The following is a 24040-nucleotide window of genomic DNA, read 5'->3' as shown; positions in this document are numbered from 1 at the left end:
ATAATATTTAAATCCATATTAACAGCTATTCAAAATAATTGTTTTTTATTGCATTAATTAATAATTAAATATAAAATATATAAAGTTTAATTGCATATAATTTTTAGGATTTTAAATGATAAAAAAAATAAAAGAATTTTTTAAAAAAGATAATAAACCATTTGATTACGGCGCCGTAACAGAAGAACATATAAAAAAATATTATTCCAAACCAGAAAAACATGTTTATAGAAGAATGTGGTCATATGCTATGAGGCATAAAAAGCTCTTTATACCATCTTTTCTAATTAGTATAATGTATACTATAATTAATATACTTCCTCCTTTTTTTGGTCAATTGGCAATTTCCATAACAGGAGGGAAACAGGTCAATTTATTAGATAAAATACCGTTTGTAAATGAATTAGCGAATAAATTTGGAAATATAAGTACTAAACAATTAACAGAACAATTTTTAACAGCAGATTCTTTTACTAGTCCAATTATAATAGCTCAGTTTGCATTTATTATAATAATAGGTTTTGTATATGTATTATTCCGTGTTGGTTTTGACTATATTAAGACATTTCTTTTTGCCTTTACTGCTCAGGAAATAGGCAAAGATGTTCGTGCTGATATGCTAAAAGGACTAATGAATACTGATATTGCTTATTTTAAGCAGGAAAAAGAAGGCGACATTATAAGCAGAGTATTAAATGAATCTGGAACTATAGAGAGTTTTTTATCTAATACATTACCAAATATGATAACTGTTCCTTTAACTTTAATACTAACATTAGCTGTATTACTCTTATTGAATGTAAAGCTTACTTTAGCTTGTTTTATAGCTGCTCCATTAATTGGATTAGGAATAGATAAAGTTTCTAAATTAATTAAAACAAGAGTTACAGCTCAGCAAAATTTATTAGGCAGTACAACTTCTGTTATACAAGAAGATATAAGAGGAATAGAGGTTATAAAAATATTTTCTAAAGAAGATCAAGAAGTAAAAAGATATAAATCTTTATATTCTGAATTAATTACTTTAATGAGAAAAATGATTTTGCTTACTTCTTTAAATAGACCTATGACAGAGCTTGTAATGATAGCTGCCATGCTTATAATACTTGCTTATGGCGGATTTTTAATTTTTAAAGGGGAGATGCCTTTTGAGTTTTTGTGGGGATTTTTGCTTTATATGCTTAATATTTCAACTCCTGTAAGAGATTTATCTGGAATATTTATAAATCTTCAAATGACAAAGGCAATAGCAGGAAGAGTATTTGAAATTATAGATTTACCACCTGAAAATGTAGATGATCCTACTAAAAAACAAATGAAACCAATAGAGCATTCTATAACTTTTGAAAATGTTAGTTTTGAATATCCAAAAAGAAGCGATGCCCAGCCTTTCCATTTGGGACCTATTAGTTTCAATGTAAAAAAAGGAGATGTAGTTGCTTTTGTTGGTAATAGCGGCGGAGGCAAAACTACTTTAATAAGTCTTATACCTAAATTATTTATACCTTCTGAAGGTGTTATTAGATTCGATGGTATAGATATTAATGAACTTAATACAAGAAGTGTAAGAAATCAAATTGGTGTGGTATCTCAAGAAAATATTTTATTCTATGGTACTGTAAGAGAAAATATACTTTATGCTAATCCTGATGCTACAGATGACGACTTAGTGAGAGCAGCAAAAATAGCGCATGCTGATGAATTTATACTTAAATTACCTAATGGCTATGATACTCATATAGGTCCAAGAGGAGTAATGCTTTCTGGCGGACAGCGTCAGCGTATAGCATTAGCAAGAGCCGTTTTAAAAAAGCCTTCTATATTAATACTTGATGAGGCTACAAGTGCATTAGACACAGAAAGTGAAATGTATGTGCAAAAGGCATTAAATGAAATTATTAACCTTCAAACTACATTCGTAATTGCTCATAGATTATCAACAATAAAAAATGCCACTTATATATGTGTTGTTGAAAATGGAAAGATTACAGAAGCTGGAACGCATGAGGAGCTTATGAAAAAAGGCGGAAAATATCAGTATTTGTATTCGCTTCAGTTTAGGGATTAGTATTTATGATAAATAAATTAGTAATAGCTACTGCTAATAAACATAAATTAATTGAAATACAAAATATATTTAAAGACTCTGCAAAAGAGATATTACCAATGCCTGCTGATATTGGTGAAATAATAGAAGATGGAAATAGCTTTATAGAAAACTCTTTAATAAAGGCAAGGGCGGTATATAATCATACAAAACTTCCCTCTTTGGCAGATGATTCTGGGATTTGTATAAATGCTCTTAATGGTGAACCTGGGATATATTCTGCAAGATACGGCGGAGAAAATTTAGGCTACAAAGAAAAGATGCAGATGATATTAGATAAATTAAAAAACAAAAAGGATAGAACTGCATATTTTATCACTTCTGCTGTATGTGTATTAGATGATAATTATTATATAGCTTTAGAAGGAATAGTTGATGGAGTTATAGTGGAAAACCCTAAAGGATTTGATGGATTTGGTTATGACCCTATATTTAAGCCTAATGGGTATAATATTACTTATGCTGAGATGACTTTAGAGCAAAAAAACTCCATGAGCCATAGAGCAATAGCTATGAATAAAATGAAAGAAATATTACATATTATAAACACATTTAATAATAAATAATAATTATTATTAAAAACTTATATTAAAAATATGTGAAAATAAAGTATTTAAAGCTTTCAAAAATGTCAAGAAAAACAATAATAAATAAATTGAATTATTCTTATTTTTTTATTATACTATACCCTATCTAAGCATATTATTTTAAGGAGTTTTTATAATGAAAGCAGAAAAAAGTAATCTTTTTACACCTTTACAAATAGGTAATATAGAAATAAAAAACAGAGTTGTAATGCCTCCAATGTGTATGTATAGCGCTGAAGATGGATATGTTAATGATTGGCATATACAGCATTATGTTACAAGGGCAATAGGAGGAACTGGTTTAATAATAGTAGAAGCTACTGGAGTTTTACCTTATGTAAGCAATATAACTGATAATGACTTAGCTATATGGGACGACAAATATATAGACGGTTTAAGTAAATTAGTAAATGCAGTTCATGCTAATGGAGCTAAAATCGGCATACAATTAGGACATGCTGGAAGAAAATGCGAATCGACCAAAATAGATAAAATATATGCTCCAAGTGCTATAGCATTCAATGAAAAATACAGAACTCCTGTAGAAATGACACAATCAGATATTAACGAAGTAATTGATGCTTTTGCTAATGCTGCATTAAGAGCTAAAAAGGCAGGATTTGACATCATAGAACTTCATGCTGCTCATGGCTATTTAATTTCTACTTTCTTATCACCATTATCAAATAAAAGAACAGATGAATACGACAAAAACAGAGCTAAGTTCTTAGAAGAGATACTAAGAAAATGCCGTGAAGCAGTAGGAAGCGACTACCCTATACAAATAAGAATATCTTCTTATGACTGGAAAGAAGGCGGAAACACTGTAAAAGATTTTGCTGAAATGCTAAAACCTTTGGAAGAAGCTAAATTAATAGATTCTATAGATGTTAGTACAGGAGCAGTTACAGCAGACGGTAAGATTATTCCTTATGAAGGTTATCAAGTACCTTTCTGCAGAGAATTAAAACAGTATATGACTGTGCCTTGTATAGGAGGAGGTCTTATATATGACCCTAAAATGGCTAATATGATGGTTAGAAATGGTGCTGCTGATGCAATATACATAGGCAGAGAATTATTAAGAAACCCTTATTGGGCATTACAAGCTGCAAGAACTTTAGGTATTGATGTACCATTCCCTAAACAGTATGAACAGGCTAAAAGATAATTAATAATATATAGTATTGTCCTTCAGAAGTTATTTCTATTGCTCTGAAGGACTTTTTTATTTAACTTAAAAAATTATTTATATGTATAAAAAAATAAATCTCAAATAAAAAGTTTTCAATATAGTTTTTCACAAACAATATTTATTATACAAAAAATATGCTAAATTAAAAAATCAATTATATTTTTTTAAACTTAAAATAGGAAATATTTTCAGCTATATGCTCTGTTTTATCTAATATTTCTCTACTAGATGTAGCACTATCATTTGCAAGAGAAGTATTTCTTTGTGTAATATTATTAATAGAAGAAACACTTATATTAATCTGTTCAATATTATCTTTCTCTTCCTCTGCTGCATTTGATATATTAACTAATGAATTTGATACTTCTGTAACAAAATTATTAATTTCCTCTAATATAGAAGATGATTCTGACACTGTTTCATAACCTGAATCTATTTTTTGAATCGTACTTTCTACTATATCTGTAATATCATCAGCAGCCTTGGCAGAAGTTTGTGCTAAATTTCTAACTTCACTTGCTACAACTGCAAATCCTTTACCTTGTTCACCAGCACGTGCCGCCTCAACAGCTGCATTAAGAGCCAATATATTAGTTTGAAAAGCTATAGACTGTATCATTTTAATAATTTCTGATATATTTTTACTTGCCTCAGATATTTCAGTCATATTTGATAATGTTCTTGATACGATATCAACTCCCCTACTAGTATACTCTAATGCTTTCTCACTTATCTCTTTAGCTTTATTTGTATTAGCATAAGTTTCTGTAATTGAAGAAGATAATGATTCTATAGAACTTGCTAATTCATTAACTGAAGATGATTGAGAAATAGTTTTGTTTGATAAATCATCATTGCCTAAAGATATTTTCTCCATTTCACTATTAATAGAATCAATATCAACTTTTAACTTATAAATTACAGAACTAATATTTTTCTGCATTTCATCTATAGAAGAAGACAGAGCATAAGCTATATTACCATGTTTTTTTGAAGCATTTTCTTTTATATCAAAATTACCTAAAGCCATATTATCTATATGATTTATAGCCTCATTTAAAGTATTAGTAATAGGTATAGTAATCAAAGTTACTAAAAGAGTTTCTAAAATAAGTGATAATAATATTATAAGTATCAAATAAAAAATTAATAGATTTGTTTTATCTCTTAATTCATTAATATTTCCTTTAGCTACTATATACCAAGGGAAACCTTCTATCTCTTTAATTCCATACCACTGATTGTTTATTATAGAAACAGCTCTTCCATTATCCATTTTATTTTTCATATCTGAAAACTCAGGCATATTAAATGCACTATAATTTTCATTTAATAAATAATTCGCATCACTATGGTTGAGATATTTTCCATCAGAAAGAACCACATAAAACTCATAACCTTTATCATTTTTTATTTCATTCATTATATTATTGATTTTTGAAAAGTATACATCTAAAGCGGCCACTCCTTTAATACCAGCCCCATTTCTAACAGCAATTGCCAAAGTAATAACTGTAGAAGATGTTGAAACATCTGTATATGGTTCGCTTATATAAACATCATTTGTATTTATAGAATTAATATACCAATCCCTAGTAGTTTGGTCATAATCATCTGGTATAGTATCAGGAATAGCTGTTACAAAAAAACCTCCATTAGCATAAGGAATATCTCCTCCAAAATAAATATCAACTAATTCTTTATCTAATGATTTCATTTTATAAACGGCTGACATCATATCATTAAATGACATATCCGTCTCAAAGAAATTATTTACTGTTTGTAATTGAGTTTTATATTCAAATATCCATCTTGATATATCTAATGAGACATTGTCCATCATATCATTAATATTATATAAGAAATTTTCTCTATACTGCTTATAATAAGTTATATATACTGGTATACAAATTAAAACAAAAAATATAAAATAAGGAATAAGAAATTTTAATATTATAGCCCTTCTACTAACTCTTAATTTATCCATATGAAAGCTCCATATATACAAATTATCTATAAATAATATAGAAATATAATATTATTGTCAATCAGTTTTTATAGATGATGTTAAATATTATAATTAATAAATAGATAAAATTAGTGTTTATTTTTAATTATGATTATATAAATGTATATTAATACTAAAAAATAGAGTCTTTTAATTTATATAAAATATGTTATATTATATGCAAGTTTTTTAACAAGTTTTTTTAAGTCTTTTAATAGGAACATTTATGAATAATAATAATCAATATGATGAAAATAAAAAATACTTATTTAAAGTAATAATTATAGCATTAGCAATTATTTTTATATTATTAATTGGTGCAGGAATACTTGTCGGCACATTTTTATTTATAACAAATAGAGCCAATTTAAATAAAATGGCAGAAAATTATGAGATATATGATGAAGCCATATACAATAAAAAATATGGAGATAGCGTTGTAAAAGAGTTTGTAAATAATTATGGTGCTGATGTTAATGAAACTGATATAGAAAATAGAACTCCTCTCTATCATGCTGTGGAAGCAAACAATATAAAGGCTGTTAAGTTTTTAATAGAAAATAAGGCAGACACAGAAATATCAAGCGATGAAGGAATTACTCCTCTCATATTAGCAATAAAAAATAATAATAAAAAAATAGCAGAACTTTTAATAAAAGAAGGAAGCGCTAATGTGTATGGTTCTTATACTGGAGATGATATAAAAAATTATCCTATGTATTATGCAATATCCCAAACAAATAAAAATATGATAAAATTATTATTAGATAATTCATTTGATTTAAAAAGAGAGCCTGCTATTTTAAGTTATGCTATTGAAAATAGTGATAGAAGCATAGTTAAATATTTAGTAGATAATGGTGCGGATATTAATTATCAAAATGCTGATGGAAGCACTGTATTATATAATTCTATAGTATCATTAGATTATGATTTATTTAAATACTTTTTAGACAAGGGTTCAAAAATAGAAAATAATAGCTTTAATAAAAAATATGGAAATATTATAATGGCTGCTGCGGGTTCTAAGTTTAATAATACTTCAAGCAAACAGCCTGTGGATTTGGTGCTTCTTCAAAATGGTTCGGGGAACAGTGCTAAAATAATGAATGATATTATAACTAACTTTAATAAAAATGATATTAACAGTTATATAAATGGAATGAATGCTTTAATAATAGCTTCAGGCAATTCATATATAGACACTGTGAGAATACTTTTAGAAAATGGTGCTGATGTTAATTCCTATGACAATGATGGTTGGACTTCTCTTATGTATGCTGCTAATAACGGAGATATAGAATTAGCTAAGTTGCTTATTTCTAATAATGCAAATGTTAATATTCAAAGTTATGATTATAGTACAGCGTTAATGTGTGCTATAAAAAGCCCTATTATAAAAAACAGAATACCTATGATAGAGTTATTAATAGCAAACAAAGCTGATATTAATACAACAGATGCTAATGGGCTTGGTGCTTTAAATATTGCTATAATGAATAACGACATGGAATTAACAAAATTCTTTATCACTAACAAAGCAGATTTAAATAAAACAACTATGGAAGATGGAAGCTCTTTAATAGAATATGCTATTAATACTGATAATATAGACTTGCTTCAGCTTTTAGTTGAAAATGGTGCTGATATTAACAGAGCAAATGATATATCAAGTTTAACGCCATTAATGAGAGCTTCAAGAACAGGACTTGAAAATATCGTGAGAATATTAATCTCAAGAAATGTAGAATTAAATACTGCAGATAAATATGGAAACACTGCTTTGCATATGGCAGCCGAAAACTCTCAATTAAATATTGTAAAACTTTTGCTTAATAAAAAACCAGAGCTAAACATACAAAATCAATATGGAGATACTCCTTTGCATAATGCTGTTAGAGCTGGAAGCGTTGATATAGTAAGCGAACTTGTTATAGCTGGTGCTGATATTAATATAAAAAACAACAATGGAAAATTGCCTATAGATATAGCAAGAGATAATAACAGTTTGGCTATATATGAAGTATTAAAGCAAGCTGAAGATAATAAATAAGAAAAATATATAGATTGTAAATTTTTTATAATATATTATAATTAACATAATATTTAAGGTAATAATATATATGTCAATTATATTAAAAGTAGAAAATCTCAAGATGTATTATCACACATCTAAAGGCAATGTAAAAGCTATTAACGATATTAGTTTCGATATAGAAGAAGGAGAAACTTTAGGCATTGTTGGAGAATCAGGCTGCGGAAAAACATCTCTTGCCACATCTCTTTTAAGAATGCCCTCCCCTCCCGGAAAATATGAAGGCGGAAAAATTATATTAGATGGTGAAGATATAATACCGCTTAAAGAAGAATATATAAGAAAAAATATAAGATGGTCAAAAATATCTATGGTTTTTCAAGGAGCTATGAACTCTCTCACTCCTGTATATACTATAGGATATCAAATGCTTGAAACATTAAATAGGCATATTGATATGAATAAAAATGATGCCTATAAACTTATAAAAGAATATTTAGGATATGTTGGTCTTCATCATAGCGTAATGGATAGATACCCTCATGAGCTTTCTGGAGGAATGAAGCAAAGAGTTGTAATAGCAGCTGCATTGTTTTTAAAACCTAAATTAATAATATTAGATGAACCTACCACTGCATTAGATGTTATAGTGCAGGCTCAAATAATAAATCTATTAAAAAAACTAAAAAAAGATTTTAATTTATCATTTATATTTATTACTCATGATTTAGCATTAGAAGCAGAGATATCTGATAGGGTTTGCGTAATGTATGGAGGAAAAATAGCAGAACTTGCAAAAAGTGAAGATATTTATAATAACCCAAAACACCCATACACAAAAAGATTATTAGCAGCAACTCCAAGACTTAAAACAACTGTTGCTAAATTAGATTTTATAGAAGGCACTCCTCCTGATTTACTTAATCCGCCAAAAGGATGCATGTTTTATGACCGATGTAAAGAAAAAATAGATAAATGCAAAAATGAAGAACCCATATTAAAAAATATGGGAAATAAACATTTATGTGCATGCCATTTGATTAATTAGTTATTTCTTCTTTGTATGTTATATATTGTTCATTACTATAAATTATAAACATACTATTATTGAAATTCGTGTCTCCAGGCTTTATTATACTATATTTAATATTTGAGTTAGTATCTAATATAAAATTAGGATTTTCAATTTTCATTAGTACATAAGAATATTTATCCGAATCATACAAATTAAAACAATTAGTATTTGAATCTTTAATTATGTTTTCTATATGCGGCTGCATAAAATTCCAGCCTATATCTTTTATATCCTTATATTCATTATATACTTGAAAATTAACAGCAAATAAATTCATTATTGCAAATATCACTATAAAATTAAAAAATCTTCTATTCTCTAACCTTTTTATCAAATAAATTATAGGAATAAAAGTAAAAGGGTATATATTGTAAAAATATCTAGGTCTTCCGGCACCTAAATTTAATATCATAAATATAGCTATAGTTGCTATAATATATACAAAATATATTATAGCAGATTCCTTAAATATTAAATCCTTATTAATTTTTTTTCTAAATAAATCCGCAATAAGAATGATAAAAGAAACCACCCCTATAAGAACAGATATAATATAAAATATAAAACTAAATACCAATTTAATATCACCATTAAACCAACGAGTAAATATAGCCGCTACTCCATTGCCATAATTATGATTGGGTTCATTTGTAGGAAAAAATAAAATAGACCATATTTGAGGAGGCTGTATTATAGGTTTTACAGAATTTTTTAAATTAACAACATTCATGAAATTAGGAAAACCATTTTGTATTTCATACACAATATAAGGCATATATAATAAAAATGATATTAAAACACCTATAGATAGAGGTACAATATATTGCTTTGTTCTTTTTCTTCGTATTATTAAATATATAATAAATGCCAGAACTATACTAAAAAATACCGCAATATGACACATAGATTCCAATGCTAAAATAGGAAATATAAAAATACTTGCAATATATGAAGCTTTATTATCTGATGATATATATATTAATATTAAAGTTATTGAAAGAAATGATAATATAAAAACGGTATCAGGGTTATATATTTCATTTTGAAAATGTAAAAAAGTAACATTCATAAATAATATTGAAGTTATTATCGACATTATTTTTAAGCCGAATTTTTTTAATATAAAAATTAAAAATACTAAAGGGGAAATAGTAATTAATATATAATTTAATAACCTTGCTATTTCAATATTATCACCCGATAAAAAATACAATAATATATACTGTAAATAAAATAGACTTCCAGGTACTCTTGGAACATTCTCTTCATACACATTTTCAGAACCTATTAATAATATAGGAGATACTAAATATACTCCCATAACAGGAAACTCCTTATTATCATAATTTTTTCTCATATGATAATAATGTTCCAAAGAATCACCGCTTGTAATATTATATTTATCATATAATTGAATTCTTGTTATTATACCTATAAATATTGATAAAATGATTATTAATATATAAATTAAAGAATTGTTTTTCATGTGCTACTCTACAAAAAGACAATATATAGTTATTCTAATATAACCTTATAAAATAAATAAAAAATCCATTTGTTTTATAAGATTCATAATTATACTATTATAAATATAAATAGTCAAATTAATACTTTATTTATTATTAAAAAAATAAATACTTGATTTCTACATTATAATATATTACTATTATAACTAATAAAAATATATGCCAAGGTATTTGATTCTAATGGATAATAATGTAATATTAAAACTTGAAAATGTAAAAAAATATTTTAGGCCTCATAGCAATATAATAGAAAGTTTAATAAAAAAAACAAAAGAAATTAAAGCGGTTGATGATGTAAGTTTAGAAATAAAAAGAGGAGAAATACTTGCCATTATAGGAGAATCAGGAAGCGGGAAAACAACTATTGGCAAATTGATAATGAAATTAATAGAACCTACTTTTGGAAATATTGTATTTGAAAATGAAAGCATTAATAATTTTGATAAAGAAAAAATAAAAAAATATAGACAAAATGTACAGATGATATTTCAAGACCCTTATGCATCAATGAATCCAAGATTTAAAATAAGAGATGTGTTAAAAGAGGCACTTTATATTCATAATATAGAAGGAAATGAAAAAGATTATGATGAAATGGTAATAAAGGCTTTGCAAGATGTAAAGATTAATCCTCCTGAAGAGTTTATGGATAGATATCCGCACATGCTTTCTGGAGGGCAGCGTCAAAGAATTGCAACTGCACGTGCTTTAATACTTAATCCGAAATTAATTGTAGCAGATGAGCCTGTATCTATGATAGATTTGTCTACAAGAGCAGAAATACTCTATATGATGAAAGAAGTGCAAATGCAAAAACAATTAAGCTATATTTATATTACTCATGATTTGTCAACTGCTAAATATTTTGCAGATAGAATAGCAGTAATGTATTTGGGAAGTATTGTAGAGATAGGAGAAGCTAATGAAATAATAGAAAACCCTAAACACCCATACACAAAAGCATTAATCTCGGCAGTGCCAGATGTTTCTACTGGAAGGGCAAATATTATTAAAGAACTTCCAATAAAAGGAGAAATTCCTAATGCATCAAACATACCAACTGGATGCAGATTTCACACAAGATGCATATATGCAAAACCTGAATGCCAAAATACAAAAGTGGTATTAAAAGACGTAAACAGCAATCATCAATCAGCTTGCCTATTTTTCGACAGCATATAAAACTTATACACCATTCCAAGAAGCAGCATTACCTTGATAAGCCCATTGATACGAATCATTAGCTCCTATTAACACTTTTACTAAACCAGTGCCATTATAAAATATATAAAGCCCATTAACTAAATACGGAGCATCATTATCAAAAGCATTCATATTAGTAACAACAACCACACTATTAAAATTAGTCTGATACCCAAAATATTGAACTTTCCAGGCACCAGCAACATCAATCATATTACCATTCCTTGTAGCAACAGTTCCAACTCCTGTAACATTTATATTATTGGCAGCGTCAATAGTTCCTGTGCCCTCCGGTCTTGGTATCACGGGTACCGCTGTATTAATCTTTGTCTCAATATATTTTTCTTCTATAAGTTCATTTGTACCGTATGCTGTTACTGTTATAAAATATTTTGTACCATTGACAAAACTATAATTTGGAATATCTATAACAAAATTAGTACGGGTATGATTTGTACCCTTTATAGTTGGAAGCATTTGTTCTGAATCTTTAATAGCATCATCTGGCTGATTCATATTTTCTGAAGTTTTGGCATATATATTAAATCCTGCAAAATCTGATGCTAATATTCCTGACCAAAAAGATATACTCACCTTACTATCTCCAGGTATAGCTTTTATTTCATAAGGCATATTATATTCATCTATTATAGTAACAAGCTCTTCAGCACAGGAACTGAAAAATATAGTAAATAGAATAAGCAAAAATATTTTCTTCATCTTTAATAACTTAATATGTCGGCACTAATTTGATAACAGTAATCTGCTACTATGCTATTAACACCGTTAACACTCCTTACAAATATCTTGGCATAATAATTTGCATTATTTTTATTAATCTTTATTAAATATAATCTATCAGCAATAACCTCCAAACTCTCTGTAGTATATCCTTCAGTTGGAGGAACTACAACATCATAAAGAGAAGTACCAGCCACTCGCTGCACAGACCATGTTTCATTTGCTGCTTGAGGACTAGAAAAATAAAGCTTATTATTATTTAATGTCAAATTGGCTAAATTACCCTCTGAAAAAACTATAGTAGTATTAGCTGTGACAGTTTGATTTAATGCTTCTGGCCTTGGTGTCGCCATCTTTACATAATTATCATAATAATAATAACTTTCATTTTGAGGCGTTATTTGATAAGAACTCACCCACACATATATAGGTATGCCGTTTCTTATCTCAGTTTCTGGAAGAAGTGAAATTTCTGTAACATTACTTCCTGTATAATAAATATTTTTTTCTATCGTAAAAGTAAATGTTTGCAAAGTTGTGCTTCTTGTACTTACTATAGTAGGAATTGTTTTTTGCTGGCTATAAACTCTATATATCCTCGGATTAACACTGTCTCCAAAATATATATTGTATCCGCTAAACGCTGGTTCATTATTTTGCGCTTGAAACTCTATAACTATTTTTCTATCCATTGGCGTGATTTTTGTTATAAAAGGCTGATTCATCTCTTGTGTAATGCTGGTAATATCCGGAAGTCCGCAAGAAACAAAAATAATTAAAAATAAAACATACACAATAACTTTAACAAAATAATTCATAATATGATTGTATAATTAATACAAAATAATATCAATATAAAACTTAAAAAGCTTTTCATTCTTATATCTTTCATAGCATACAATCTTAAAATTTCAATAAAGAAATTAAAAGTTTCAATATATAATTAATATTAAATCATACTAATTAATAAAAAAGCCCCATAGATAATTCTATAAGGCTTTTAATAAAATTATAAATTAATAATTATTTAGCAGTATAAGCAACCATAGTCATCCAAGATAATGGTTTGTTATAGTGAGGAAGGAAGAAGAAGTCAGAAAGAGCAAACTCTTGAACTGTCATACCTTTTTGTATAGCAAGTGAGAATGCATGTATTGCTTCAGCATGATTATGTTTAGAAGCGATCTGAGCTCCTAACATACGTCCAGTACCTTCTTCATATACGATTTTTACTAATACATCTTCATAAGTAGGCATAAACTCTGGTCTTTCAGCATCTCTAAAGAAATTAGATTTTACTTTTAATCCTTTCTTCTTAGCAGTCTCTTCAGACCAACCAGTAGAAGCCATGTTATATCCAAATACGCAAATAGCATTAGAACCCTGAGTACCGCAATATTCAACATGTCTGCCTAAAGCATTGTTAGCTGCCACTATACCCATTCTAACAGCATTAGTAGCTAAAGCAATATATTCTTGTTTTTCAGAAGCTCTTGAATATACTGTAGAACAGTCACCAATAGCAAACACATTAGGGTCTTTAGTTGTTTTCATAGTAGTATCTACAACTATAGCACCATTAGGTAAAGTTTCTAAATAATCTTTATAAAGTTCATTGTTAGGTCTGAAACCTACAGACATAACTACCATATCTACATCATAAGAACCTTTGTCAGTAATAACTTTTTTAACTCTGTCATCACCTTCAAATTTCTTAACAGTCTCACCTAAATGTACTTCTATACCAGCATCTTTAATTCTTTTTTCAGCTTCATCAGTAATCTCTTTATCAAAATAGTTAGCCATAACTCTAGGCATAGCTTCCATTAAGATAACTTCTTTACCATGATTTTTGAAAGCTTCTATAAGTTCAACACCTATATAACCAGCACCAACTACCATAACTCTTTTAATTTCTGGTTTAGCTATCTCATCAATAATTTCTTGTCCCTGCTGATAAAGTTTAGAGAAGAAAATACCTTTTTTAAGCCCATAAGTAGTGCCTTCTTGTTTTAAACCTTCAATAGGAGGTGTTACAGGCCAAGAACCAGTAGCAAGAATAAGTTTATCATAATTATCTTCAAACTCTTTACCAGTTTTTAATTCTTTAATAGTCATTTTTTTGTTAGCCCAATCTATTTTTGTTACTTCATGACCCATATGAACTTCTATTCCTTCGCTTTTCAAACCTTCAGGACTAGCATAAAATAAACCTTTAGGATCTTTTACTACACCGCCAACCCAAAGAGCGATACCGCAAGCTAAGAAAGATATATTATCATTTCTATCATAAGTTACTACTTGACAATTAGGATCTGTAGCTTTCAAAGTTTTTGCAGCCCATGTGCCGGCATGGTTACAACCTATTACTATTACTTTCATATAAATAACCCCTTTAATAATTAATTTAAATATCTTATAATTATAATACATTTATTATAATAAAAAAATTATTATTAGTCAAGTTATTGTATAAACAAAGATAAATTTCATTATTATATTGTATAATAATACGAACGAATTAAACATATTAATACCATAATAGTATAAAAAAAATATATATTAAATTACATAATATATTTTATATTTGACAAATATAATAATTCGAATATAATTATTAAAAAAACGGCTTTTAATATGAATAAAATTATAGCAATATCTGGAAATATATTAAATGAAAATAACAGCAAAAAAGCATTTGCAAATGATTCCTATATACAATCAGTTGTAAGGGCTAATGGAATACCTGTTATAATACCAATAATAAAAGATAAAGACATAATAAAAAAAACGATAGAAAATGTATCAGGCGTCCTTATGACAGGCGGGGTTGACATTCACCCATTCTATTTTAATCAAGAACCGCACCCTAAAATTGGAACTATATCAAAAGAAAGAGATGAGTTTGATTTTGCAGTACTCGATTATGCATTCAAAATGAAAAAACCTATCTTAGGAATATGCAGAGGATTGCAGCTTATTAATGTTTATTTTGGAGGAGATTTAATTCAAGATATAGAATCTCAAACCAAAAGCAATATACTACATTCTCAAACTGCTCCAACGGATGTTGCAACACATAAAATAAAAATAGATAAAAACTCTATGCTTTATGATTTATTAGGTGAAGAAAGTGAAGTTAATAGTTTTCATCATCAGGCAATAGGAAAAGCAGCTAAAGATTTTAATATTGCAGCAAAGGCTAATGACGGTATTATAGAAGCTATAGAATATAAAGACAAAAATCATTTTATATTGGCCCTCCAATGGCACCCAGAATTAATGTCTGAAAACGATATAAAAATGCAAAATATATTTAATAAATTTATTTTTATTTGTGAAAATAATAAATAAAATAGTATATTTTAATCATATAGTTATCATTTTTTTCGATATATGTAAATATAATACTTTTTATATTTTGGATTTTTTATGAAAAGAAATAGATTTTTGAAATTATTAATTATATTATTATCAATTTTATTTTTATCCTGCCACAAAGAGCCAAAAAAAATATTAAATGAAATAACTGTATCAGTTGGAGGAAAACCAAATTCAATGGACCCTTCAAAAACTTCTTCCATTAGCTCTATGATATATATAAACCATCTATTTGAAAATCTTACCATAAAAGATGAAAATGGAAATATAATACCAGGCTCAGCAGAAAAATGGATATCATCAAATAATAACACTATATATGTTTTTTATATAAGAACAAATGCTAAATGGGCTGATGGATTCGATTTAAAAGCTGATGATTTTGTGTATGCATGGCAAAGAATTGTTGATCCAAAAACAGAGTCCCCTTTAGCTGTATATTTAGAGAATATAAAAAATGCTCATGAAATAATAAATGGAAACATGGATAAAGAACAATTAGGAGTAAAGGCATTAGATGATGATACTTTATATGTTGAATTGGAATATCCTGTTCCATACTTTGATGAATTAGTATGCCATAGTGCCTACACTCCTTTGAGAGAGGATATAGTAAGCAAAGATGAAAATAATTGGTCTTTGAATGCTGATACTATGATTGGCAATGGCGCTTTTCAGATTGTGCGATTAGATAATTATAGACTTGTTGTAAGAAAAAATACAGATTATTGGAATTATACAAATATAAAAGCAGATATAATTAATTTTGAGTTTATAAATAATCCTAATGAAGCATTAAGCTTAATAGAAAAAGATGAATTATATTTTTATAATAATATACCTATAGAAAAAAAAGATGAATTGTTTGAAAAAAATATAGCAAAGAATGCAGCAAAAACTTCATTATATTTTTATGAAATAAATAATGAAATAAATCCGCTTTCAAATCCTATGGTGAGAAAAGCAATATCATTAGCTATAGATAGAAACTATATAATAGAAGAAATTGTTAAATCTGATGATATAGCAGCATCAGCAATAGTGCCGTATAATATAAAATATAATAGTAAAGATTTTAGAAAAGAAGATACAAACGATTATTTTTCCACTAAAGATTATAACAACAATATAGAATTAGCTAAAAAGTTATTAGAGCAAGCAGGATATAAAAATACCGATGATTTTCCTGTAATAAATCTTTTTACAGATTATGGAGTTCATTTAGAAATAGCTAATGCAATTAAAAAAATGCTCAAAGAAAATCTAAATATAGATACAATAGTCATTGCAAAACCATTTAATGAGTTTATAAAAATAAGAAGAAGCGGCAATTTTGATATGGCAAGACGCAGTTGGGCTGGCGGGTATAATCACCCTATGTCATTTTTATCATTACTACAAAAAGATTATATACTAAACGAAGGAAAATATTATAACCCTTTATATGATGAAAATATAAGGAACTATTTAACAACTCAAGATATAAAATATTTGCATTCAGCAGAAAAGATTGCTATAGAAGATATGGCTATAATACCTTTATTTTATTATAACAGCATAGTTATGCAAAGCCCAAAACTTATTAATGTTACATGCGACAATTTTGGTGTATACAATTTTAAGAATGCTGAGATTATTGAAGATACAGATAATTAATTTACAGGTTTGCCTTCTACGGTTCTTAAACTGCTAATTGGAATATCATTATATTTTTTTGCTTCTTCTTCGGATAGCCTTGTCCATTTTACGCTTGCTCCAACTACTCCGCCTTTATCTAATGAAGCTTTTAGAGATAATGATTTTTTATCATCAGACAAAGTAATTTTAGCATAATATGAGCTTCCTTGGTCTGTATGATATATTCTTCCAGTTTGCCACTCACCATCTTTAAACTCTACATCATAAATAAATGTAAGCCCTCTAAGGTCTTTGTTTCTAAGAGTTTTATCTGGATTATGAATATCGAGAGTAGTTTTTACATCATCTTGAAAATCAATCGCATAGGCATAAAGTTTATTATTAATTACTATTATCTTAGCTACTTTCATTCTCCCTTTAGGCTTATCAGGCATAGCCCAAAAACCTTCAATATCTTTAGCATTATTTGCCGCACATAAATATGAAGAAAATATAATAATTAATAATATAATCTTTTTCATTATTTTATCCAAATTATTAATAATTTTTTATTATCTAATAAACTTATTAAAATCGAGTGTATAAGAAATATAAGCCCCTATACCAAAATAATATCCGCTAGCAAGCTGTTCAACATAAGGACTGAAATTGATAGATAAACTTGCATCGCTATTAAGCACCAAATAAACACCAAGCCCTAAATGATTTAATCCAAGCATAGCTTGATTATAAAAATCATAAGCTAAATGATATTCAAGATATATGCCAGCAAGTGAAAAACCAAATAAAGAACCAGGATAAACCCCAATAGCTGTTTTAAGCCTTATATAATTAACAACACCTCTCGGGTCATTAAAAAACATAGGCACTTCCAAATTGGCGTACATAGTTAGAAAATCGCCAAGCCCTATTAAATAATGTATCTGAGGATTTAATCCGAATTTCTGCTTTGAAGAACCAGGAAATAATACCTCAACTGCACCTATAAATCCATTAAAAAATTGAAATCTCGGCATTATAGAAAATTGAGGCTCTCCTTCAACACCAACACCCACTTCTGGAATATAAGTAAGAGGAAGCACTCTTGCAAATACATCAAAATTTTTTAATATACCAAAATTAAGCATGATAGGACTTGATAAAGTATATTTTTTATTCCCTATTCTCATATTATCTAAATACAAAGTGCCGCCCAAACGAAGTGCACCTGTCATTCCAGTGTACATATTATATGGGAATGAATATGCTAAAGAAGATATTAGTATAAAGAGTATAACAATTTTTTTCATAAACACTCTTAAATAAATATATTATTTTCTTATAAAATATAATACATTCTATAAAAAATATCAATAAAAAATATACAAAAAAAGCCAAATAAGAATTACTTCTTAAATGGCTTTTTATATATATGAAGATTATTTATTTATTTTATATTAACTGCATTTCTTGATAAGAAGTTTTTTCTATCATCAGCATATTTTGTTTTTGAAGTGTTAGGATATTCGCTTAAATATTGATTATATGTTAAATAAGCTTTATTAAAATCTCTTACATTATTATTGCCTGTTTCATAAATCTCTGCAAGAAGAAGCATTGCATCTGCTCTTTTAGCGAATTTCTCTTTTGAAGATAATGATTTCTCTAACATATTTAATCCGTCAGAAATTTTACCCATTTGCTTTAGACTATCAGCAATTTCATATACAGCATTTCCATAAGAGTAAGTATTAGGATATTTAGCTATAACATCATTAAAATATTTCATAGCTTCCGCATCATTATTTTCAGCTTTTCTCACAACTCCCATTGAGTATAAAGCAGCAGCCTTTTGATTGTTGTTAGCGGTTTTTAATTCAGAAGCCTTTTTGTATGTATCAAAAGCATTAGTATAATCTTTTTTCAAATTATAAATATCACCTACTCTAAAATAACTATAAACTGCATATTTTGAATCGGGATATTGAGAGATTACATTATTATAAGAGCTTATAGCATTATCATAATCTTTCATATTTTTAAGCTCTTCTGCTGATTTAAATAATAAAGCAACTTCAGAATTATCTTCTTTTGGTGTTGTTTTAGTTATTGATGCAGCTTTTGCAGCATTATTATTTGCAGCAGCGTTTGTTGCATTTGTAGCTGTTGTATTAGTTTCTACAGCATTTGTAACTGATTCATTTGTGCTTATTGTATTTGTAGCTGTTTCGTTTGTATCCATTATCATATCGTTTGTAGTAGGTGCTTCATTAGTAGTTTCTGCATCAAACATTGTAGAATTAGTGTCTGTTATAGGCTCTCCGTTAGTTACATTAATTGTATAAATATATCTTCTAATGATATTATCTTCTGTATCTATTTGGAAATTAAGTTTTGCTATGCCCGGTGTTAATGTAGCAAAAGTGAGAAATGCATTAGTTTTGTCTCTCGTAAATCTTACAAAGTCCAAATTTGTAGAATAGCTTGTAATACGAATATATCTGTCAAAATTAGTAGCATTCAATTTAATAGAAAATAAACTATTAGCAGCAAAATCTATTGATTTAAGCAAATCTTTTTCTAAAGGCTCTCCCTTACGAGAAACTGGAACTTCATTAGTTACCACTTTATCGTCTGGCTGTACTGTGATTGTTTCTTGGGCAAATAATAGCCCTGTGAACATAATACAAGAAAATACACATGCAAATATCTTTAAACGCATATTTTTCTTCCTCCTAAAAGTTATTATTTATTTTTTCGGCTTTCTACATAATTCCTTGAGCGTTCTAATTCCTCAAAACTCAAATTATTTTTTGTTGAAAGCATCTCACCTTCTATAATCTTTTTATCATCATTTTTTATAATATCATTTGAAATCATAGCATTTTCTTCTTCTGGCGTCAAAGGAACTATATCAGGCTCTTTATTTAAACCTATAATAACCCCTATTAATACAATAAATACAAACCAAGAGGATAATATTATAATAAATAATTTTCTTTTCTCTGCATAAAAATACTTTATTTTATCAATAATTTTTTTAGACATTAATTTATCCAAATAAATATTATGTTAATTAAAATTATAAAATGAAAAAAAAATTTTGCAATCATAATTTTAAATTATATATATTACTATAACATATATCATTTAATTTTGTAAATTTTGAATATAACAATAATCAATAATAAAATATCATAAAACTTGACTTTTTTTATAATTCTATTATCATGAATAGTCAATATTTTAATGTATATAAAAATAGTATTATAAGCTTATTTAAGGATAAAAGCTAAAAAATGGCAGGAAAACTAAAAAAGAAAGATATTAAAGATAATAACGAAAAATCTAATACCCTCTTAGATTATAGCAACAATGAAGAAGATAATACTAATTTTAACATAAAAGATGTAAAAATAATAAACGATGAAAGACAAAACTGGCTATACTACACGCGTGCACCTCTGATGGATAATTATAGAGATAATCTTTATAGAGAATACTTTAGCATCTCAGTATTATTGTCATTACGCGGTGAAGGAAATGAAAAGAGCTTAGGGCTTTCACTCAAACTTATAGACATAGAGAAAAAAAAGCAATTAAGAATCGTAGAGCTTGAGAGTTTTTTATTTTCTTGCGTTACCGGTGATAAACAAAAAATAGAAGATGAAGAATATAGAATAGAATTAGAAGATTTTGGCAGAGGCGAAGCTAAATTAATAAGGTTTTTAAACAATTTATATGCTGATGCTTTACAAAATCAAGAAAACGGCAAATTGTGGTTTAAAGATTATAATGCTTATCAATGTTTAACTATGCTTAAAGAAGTAGCAAATATTAGATTAGAAAGCAAGGTTATAACATTCAGCGATGAAGTATTAAATATTATCATAGAAACCTACTACAATGAAAACAAAGATTTAGTATTAGATATAAATATAAAAGATGTAGAGCTTAACAGAGTATATACATTTGGGGAGAATTGCGATTATATATTATATAAAGATATTTTTTATGAAACTAATCCATCATACCCAAAGATTAAAAAACACATATTTAAAAAACCTATAACTGTTAATAGAGCATATATTAAAGATTTTTGTTCAAGGGTCCTTCCAAACTTAAAAAAAGATTTCCATATCGAACTTCCTGAAAACATAAAAGAAAATGAAATATTAGCATTCCCGGCACAGGCATTATTATTCTTGGACTATGACGGAAGCAATGTATTTTCCACTATAAAATTTAAATACGGTTCTTTTACTGTTGACCCTTATACTAATAAATTCACAAGCAGTAATATGTTTGACAATGAAGTAAATGAAATATATAGAGACAAAGAAAAAGAGGAATATTTTTGTAATACTTTATCTAAATATTTGGATAAGGTTGGAGATTATACTTTTGCTTCATCAGATGATGAGAAGATATTTTATTTATGCTATAAAATTTTACCTATGCTTCAGGATAAAGGCTGGACTTGTTTTTACAGTGAATCTTTTAAGTCCCTTAAATTAAATGTAAAACCTCTCAAAATGAAGGTATCTCTCACTAAAGACATTAACTTCTTTGAAATTAATTTTTCATTTGAAGGAGTTAAAGAGATACATGATTTATCAGATATTATAAGGGCTGTAAAAGTAGAAAATAAAGAATATATAAGGCTTCAAAACGGTTCATTTGTGCCGATAGATTTAGAGGTTATTGATTATATAGCAAAAATGCTTAAAGATAACCCTATAGAAAATAATGAAGATAATAGATATTTGCTTCCAATGTTTAGTGCTCCATACTTTGCTGATATGCTTGAAAAACATAGCGGTATAGAATTAGATTTAGATGACAGTGCAATAGAGACAATATCAAATATAAAAAGAGTTGATTATGATGAAGAGCCTCCAAAAAACATAGTTGGAGAGTTTAGAAATTATCAGCTTATAGGCTATAAATGGCTTAGAAAACTTGCGGACATGTCATTAAACGGCATACTTGCAGATGATATGGGTCTTGGAAAGAGTTTTCAAACTATAGCAACAATATTAAAAGAAAAAGAAAACGGAGAGAAACTCACTTCTTTAATAATAGCACCAACTTCCTGTGTTGCCAACTGGTATTATGAAATAAAAAAGTTTGCCCCATCTCTTGAAGCAATAGTTTTAACAGGAAGCTTAAAATCAAGAATGAAAAAGATTAGAGCTGTAAGCAATTATGATGTAGCTATAATATCCTACTCTACTTTAAGAAGAGATGTAAAAGCACTTAGCGAAAACGAGTTTAATTATGTGATACTTGACGAAGCACAGCATATAAAAAACGCCAACACACAAAATGCAAAAACAGTAAAAAGCTTAAAATCATTAAAAAGGCTCGCTCTAAGCGGTACACCTATAGAAAACAGCATAAGCGAAATGTGGTCTATGTTTGATTTTTTAATGCCTGGATTTTTGGGCAAGCATAAAGACTTTATTGAAGATTATGAAGCTCCTATTTTATCAGGCTTGGAAACTTCAAACGAGGCTTTGGATAATCTCAAAACAAGAATAGCACCTTTTATATTAAGAAGACTTAAAACTGATGTGCTTAAAGATTTGCCTCCGAAACACACGGTTGTAAATTACTGCGATTTAACTAAAGACCAAAAAGAGCTTTATATGTCAATACTTGAAGCTGCAAGAATAGAGATATTTGAAACAGTAAAAAGAAAAGGTTTTGCACAGTCTCATATAGAAATATTTTCAGCTCTCACAAGGCTAAGACAAGTTTGCTGCCACCCAAGACTAATGCATCATGATTTAAGAGGAGAGAGTCATACAAGCGGTAAGTTTAATATGTTTATAGAAATGATTAGAGAGGCTATATCAGGAGGGCATAGCGTATTGGTATTTAGCTCTTTTACAAGAATGCTTAATATTATGAGAGATGCCTTCAACAAACTCAATATAAATTATCTTTATTTGGACGGCACCACAAAAAACAGAATGGATTTAGTGCATAGATTTAATGCAGGAGAAGCTCCTATATTTTTGCTTAGTTTAAAAGCAGCAGGCACAGGACTCACACTCACACAGGCAGACACTGTTATACATTATGATTTATGGTGGAATCCTGCAGTTGAAGACCAAGCAACAGACAGAGCATATAGAATAGGACAAAAAAGAGTGGTAACCAATTATAAATTAGTAACAAGAGGAACAATAGAAGAGAAGATTTTAGAGCTTCAAAACAAAAAAAGAGTGCTTATTGATACAGTAGTAGGCGATTCAATGGGCGACATTAATAAACTAAGCTGGGATGAAGTGAAGAATCTTATTAATTAAATTTTAGAATATATACAGCAGCTAAAAATTATTTTAGTATATACTTAAAATTTTATATTTGCTCAAAATTTATTTTTTTAATTTTAATTATTTTGCAGGGCTTTGCCCCGCACCCCACTTCTTTTGTTGCCACAAAGAAGCAAAAAGGCTGCATATTTATCTAAAAATATGAGTATTATATTATATTTAATAGATATTTCAAATATATAAAGCTAAAGAAATTGCACTTTCGCGAAGCGTACCCGTAG

Annotated in this window: 18 protein-coding genes; 9 read left to right on the top strand and 9 right to left on the bottom strand. The window is 27.9% G+C overall.

Annotation, left to right across the window (positions count from 1 at the left end):
- Positions 1-115 precede the first annotated feature (115 nt).
- From R4I97_RS11405 to R4I97_RS11395, 3 genes are all read left to right on the top strand, one after another.
- Positions 116-2068: an ABC transporter ATP-binding protein gene (locus R4I97_RS11405; protein WP_335785160.1), complete on the top strand. Its 1953-nt coding sequence runs from the start codon at positions 116-118 to the stop codon at positions 2066-2068.
- A gap of 5 nt (positions 2069-2073) precedes the next feature.
- Positions 2074-2673: an RdgB/HAM1 family non-canonical purine NTP pyrophosphatase gene (rdgB, locus tag R4I97_RS11400; RefSeq protein ID WP_335785159.1), complete on the top strand. Its 600-nt coding sequence runs from the start codon at positions 2074-2076 to the stop codon at positions 2671-2673.
- A gap of 157 nt (positions 2674-2830) precedes the next feature.
- On the top strand, positions 2831-3865 hold the full coding sequence (locus tag R4I97_RS11395) for an NADH:flavin oxidoreductase/NADH oxidase (protein WP_335785158.1): 1035 nt from the start codon (positions 2831-2833) through the stop codon (positions 3863-3865).
- A gap of 178 nt (positions 3866-4043) precedes the next feature.
- On the opposite strand, the gene R4I97_RS11390 is transcribed toward R4I97_RS11395, so the two are convergent.
- Positions 4044-5876, bottom strand: coding sequence for a methyl-accepting chemotaxis protein (locus R4I97_RS11390; protein WP_335785157.1), 1833 nt, complete (start codon positions 5874-5876; stop codon positions 4044-4046).
- A 247-nt stretch (positions 5877-6123) separates the two neighbouring features.
- On the opposite strand from R4I97_RS11390, the gene R4I97_RS11385 reads away from it, so the two are divergent.
- The gene (locus R4I97_RS11385; protein WP_335785156.1) at positions 6124-7950 is read left to right on the top strand and encodes an ankyrin repeat domain-containing protein; all 1827 of its coding nucleotides are present in this window, start codon (positions 6124-6126) and stop codon (positions 7948-7950) included.
- 70 nt (positions 7951-8020) lie between these two features.
- Entirely contained in the window at positions 8021-8980 is a 960-nt protein-coding gene (locus R4I97_RS11380; protein WP_335785155.1) for an ABC transporter ATP-binding protein, read from the top strand.
- On the opposite strand, the gene R4I97_RS11375 is transcribed toward R4I97_RS11380, so the two are convergent.
- Positions 8973-10493, bottom strand: a complete 1521-nt coding sequence (locus R4I97_RS11375) for a hypothetical protein (protein WP_335785154.1) — start codon at positions 10491-10493, stop codon at positions 8973-8975. The genes R4I97_RS11380 and R4I97_RS11375 overlap by 8 nt on opposite strands.
- 220 nt (positions 10494-10713) lie before the next feature.
- Here R4I97_RS11375 and R4I97_RS11370 point away from each other — a divergent pair, with 220 nt between their 5' ends.
- Positions 10714-11715, top strand: a complete 1002-nt coding sequence (locus R4I97_RS11370) for an ABC transporter ATP-binding protein (RefSeq protein ID WP_335785153.1) — start codon at positions 10714-10716, stop codon at positions 11713-11715.
- A gap of 3 nt (positions 11716-11718) precedes the next feature.
- On the opposite strand, the gene R4I97_RS11365 is transcribed toward R4I97_RS11370, so the two are convergent.
- The 3 genes from R4I97_RS11365 to R4I97_RS11355 form a co-directional block, all read right to left on the bottom strand.
- On the bottom strand, positions 11719-12456 hold the full coding sequence (locus tag R4I97_RS11365) for a hypothetical protein (RefSeq protein ID WP_335785152.1): 738 nt from the start codon (positions 12454-12456) through the stop codon (positions 11719-11721).
- 2 nt (positions 12457-12458) lie between these two features.
- Positions 12459-13295, bottom strand: a complete 837-nt coding sequence (locus tag R4I97_RS11360) for a hypothetical protein (protein ID WP_335785151.1) — start codon at positions 13293-13295, stop codon at positions 12459-12461.
- 205 nt (positions 13296-13500) lie between these two features.
- Positions 13501-14859, bottom strand: a complete 1359-nt coding sequence (locus R4I97_RS11355; RefSeq protein ID WP_335785150.1) for an FAD-dependent oxidoreductase — start codon at positions 14857-14859, stop codon at positions 13501-13503.
- Between the two features lie 255 nt (positions 14860-15114).
- On the opposite strand from R4I97_RS11355, the gene R4I97_RS11350 reads away from it, so the two are divergent.
- Positions 15115-15831, top strand: a complete 717-nt coding sequence (locus R4I97_RS11350; protein ID WP_335785149.1) for a gamma-glutamyl-gamma-aminobutyrate hydrolase family protein — start codon at positions 15115-15117, stop codon at positions 15829-15831.
- A gap of 78 nt (positions 15832-15909) precedes the next feature.
- Positions 15910-17514, top strand: a complete 1605-nt coding sequence (locus tag R4I97_RS11345; RefSeq protein ID WP_335785148.1) for a peptide ABC transporter substrate-binding protein — start codon at positions 15910-15912, stop codon at positions 17512-17514.
- On the opposite strand, the gene R4I97_RS11340 is transcribed toward R4I97_RS11345, so the two are convergent.
- The 4 genes from R4I97_RS11340 to R4I97_RS11325 form a co-directional block, all read right to left on the bottom strand.
- Positions 17511-18017, bottom strand: a complete 507-nt coding sequence (locus tag R4I97_RS11340) for a DUF2147 domain-containing protein (protein ID WP_335785147.1) — start codon at positions 18015-18017, stop codon at positions 17511-17513. The genes R4I97_RS11345 and R4I97_RS11340 overlap by 4 nt on opposite strands.
- 30 nt (positions 18018-18047) lie before the next feature.
- Positions 18048-18785 carry a hypothetical protein gene (locus R4I97_RS11335; protein WP_335785146.1) on the bottom strand — a complete coding sequence of 246 codons (738 nt, stop codon included), beginning with the start codon at positions 18783-18785 and terminating at the stop codon, positions 18048-18050.
- Between the two features lie 137 nt (positions 18786-18922).
- Positions 18923-20197 carry a tetratricopeptide repeat protein gene (locus tag R4I97_RS11330; protein WP_335785145.1) on the bottom strand — a complete coding sequence of 425 codons (1275 nt, stop codon included), beginning with the start codon at positions 20195-20197 and terminating at the stop codon, positions 18923-18925.
- A 23-nt stretch (positions 20198-20220) separates the two neighbouring features.
- Entirely contained in the window at positions 20221-20523 is a 303-nt protein-coding gene (locus tag R4I97_RS11325) for a hypothetical protein (RefSeq protein ID WP_335785144.1), read from the bottom strand.
- A gap of 251 nt (positions 20524-20774) precedes the next feature.
- On the opposite strand from R4I97_RS11325, the gene R4I97_RS11320 reads away from it, so the two are divergent.
- Positions 20775-23792, top strand: a complete 3018-nt coding sequence (locus R4I97_RS11320) for a DEAD/DEAH box helicase (RefSeq protein ID WP_335785143.1) — start codon at positions 20775-20777, stop codon at positions 23790-23792.
- The last annotated feature ends 248 nt before the right edge of the window (positions 23793-24040 follow it).

It is taken from the genome of Brachyspira pilosicoli, from assembly GCF_036997485.1.
GTDB classification, from domain to species: domain Bacteria; phylum Spirochaetota; class Brachyspiria; order Brachyspirales; family Brachyspiraceae; genus Brachyspira; species Brachyspira pilosicoli_C.
This window is presented reverse-complemented; position numbering and strand designations above follow the sequence as displayed.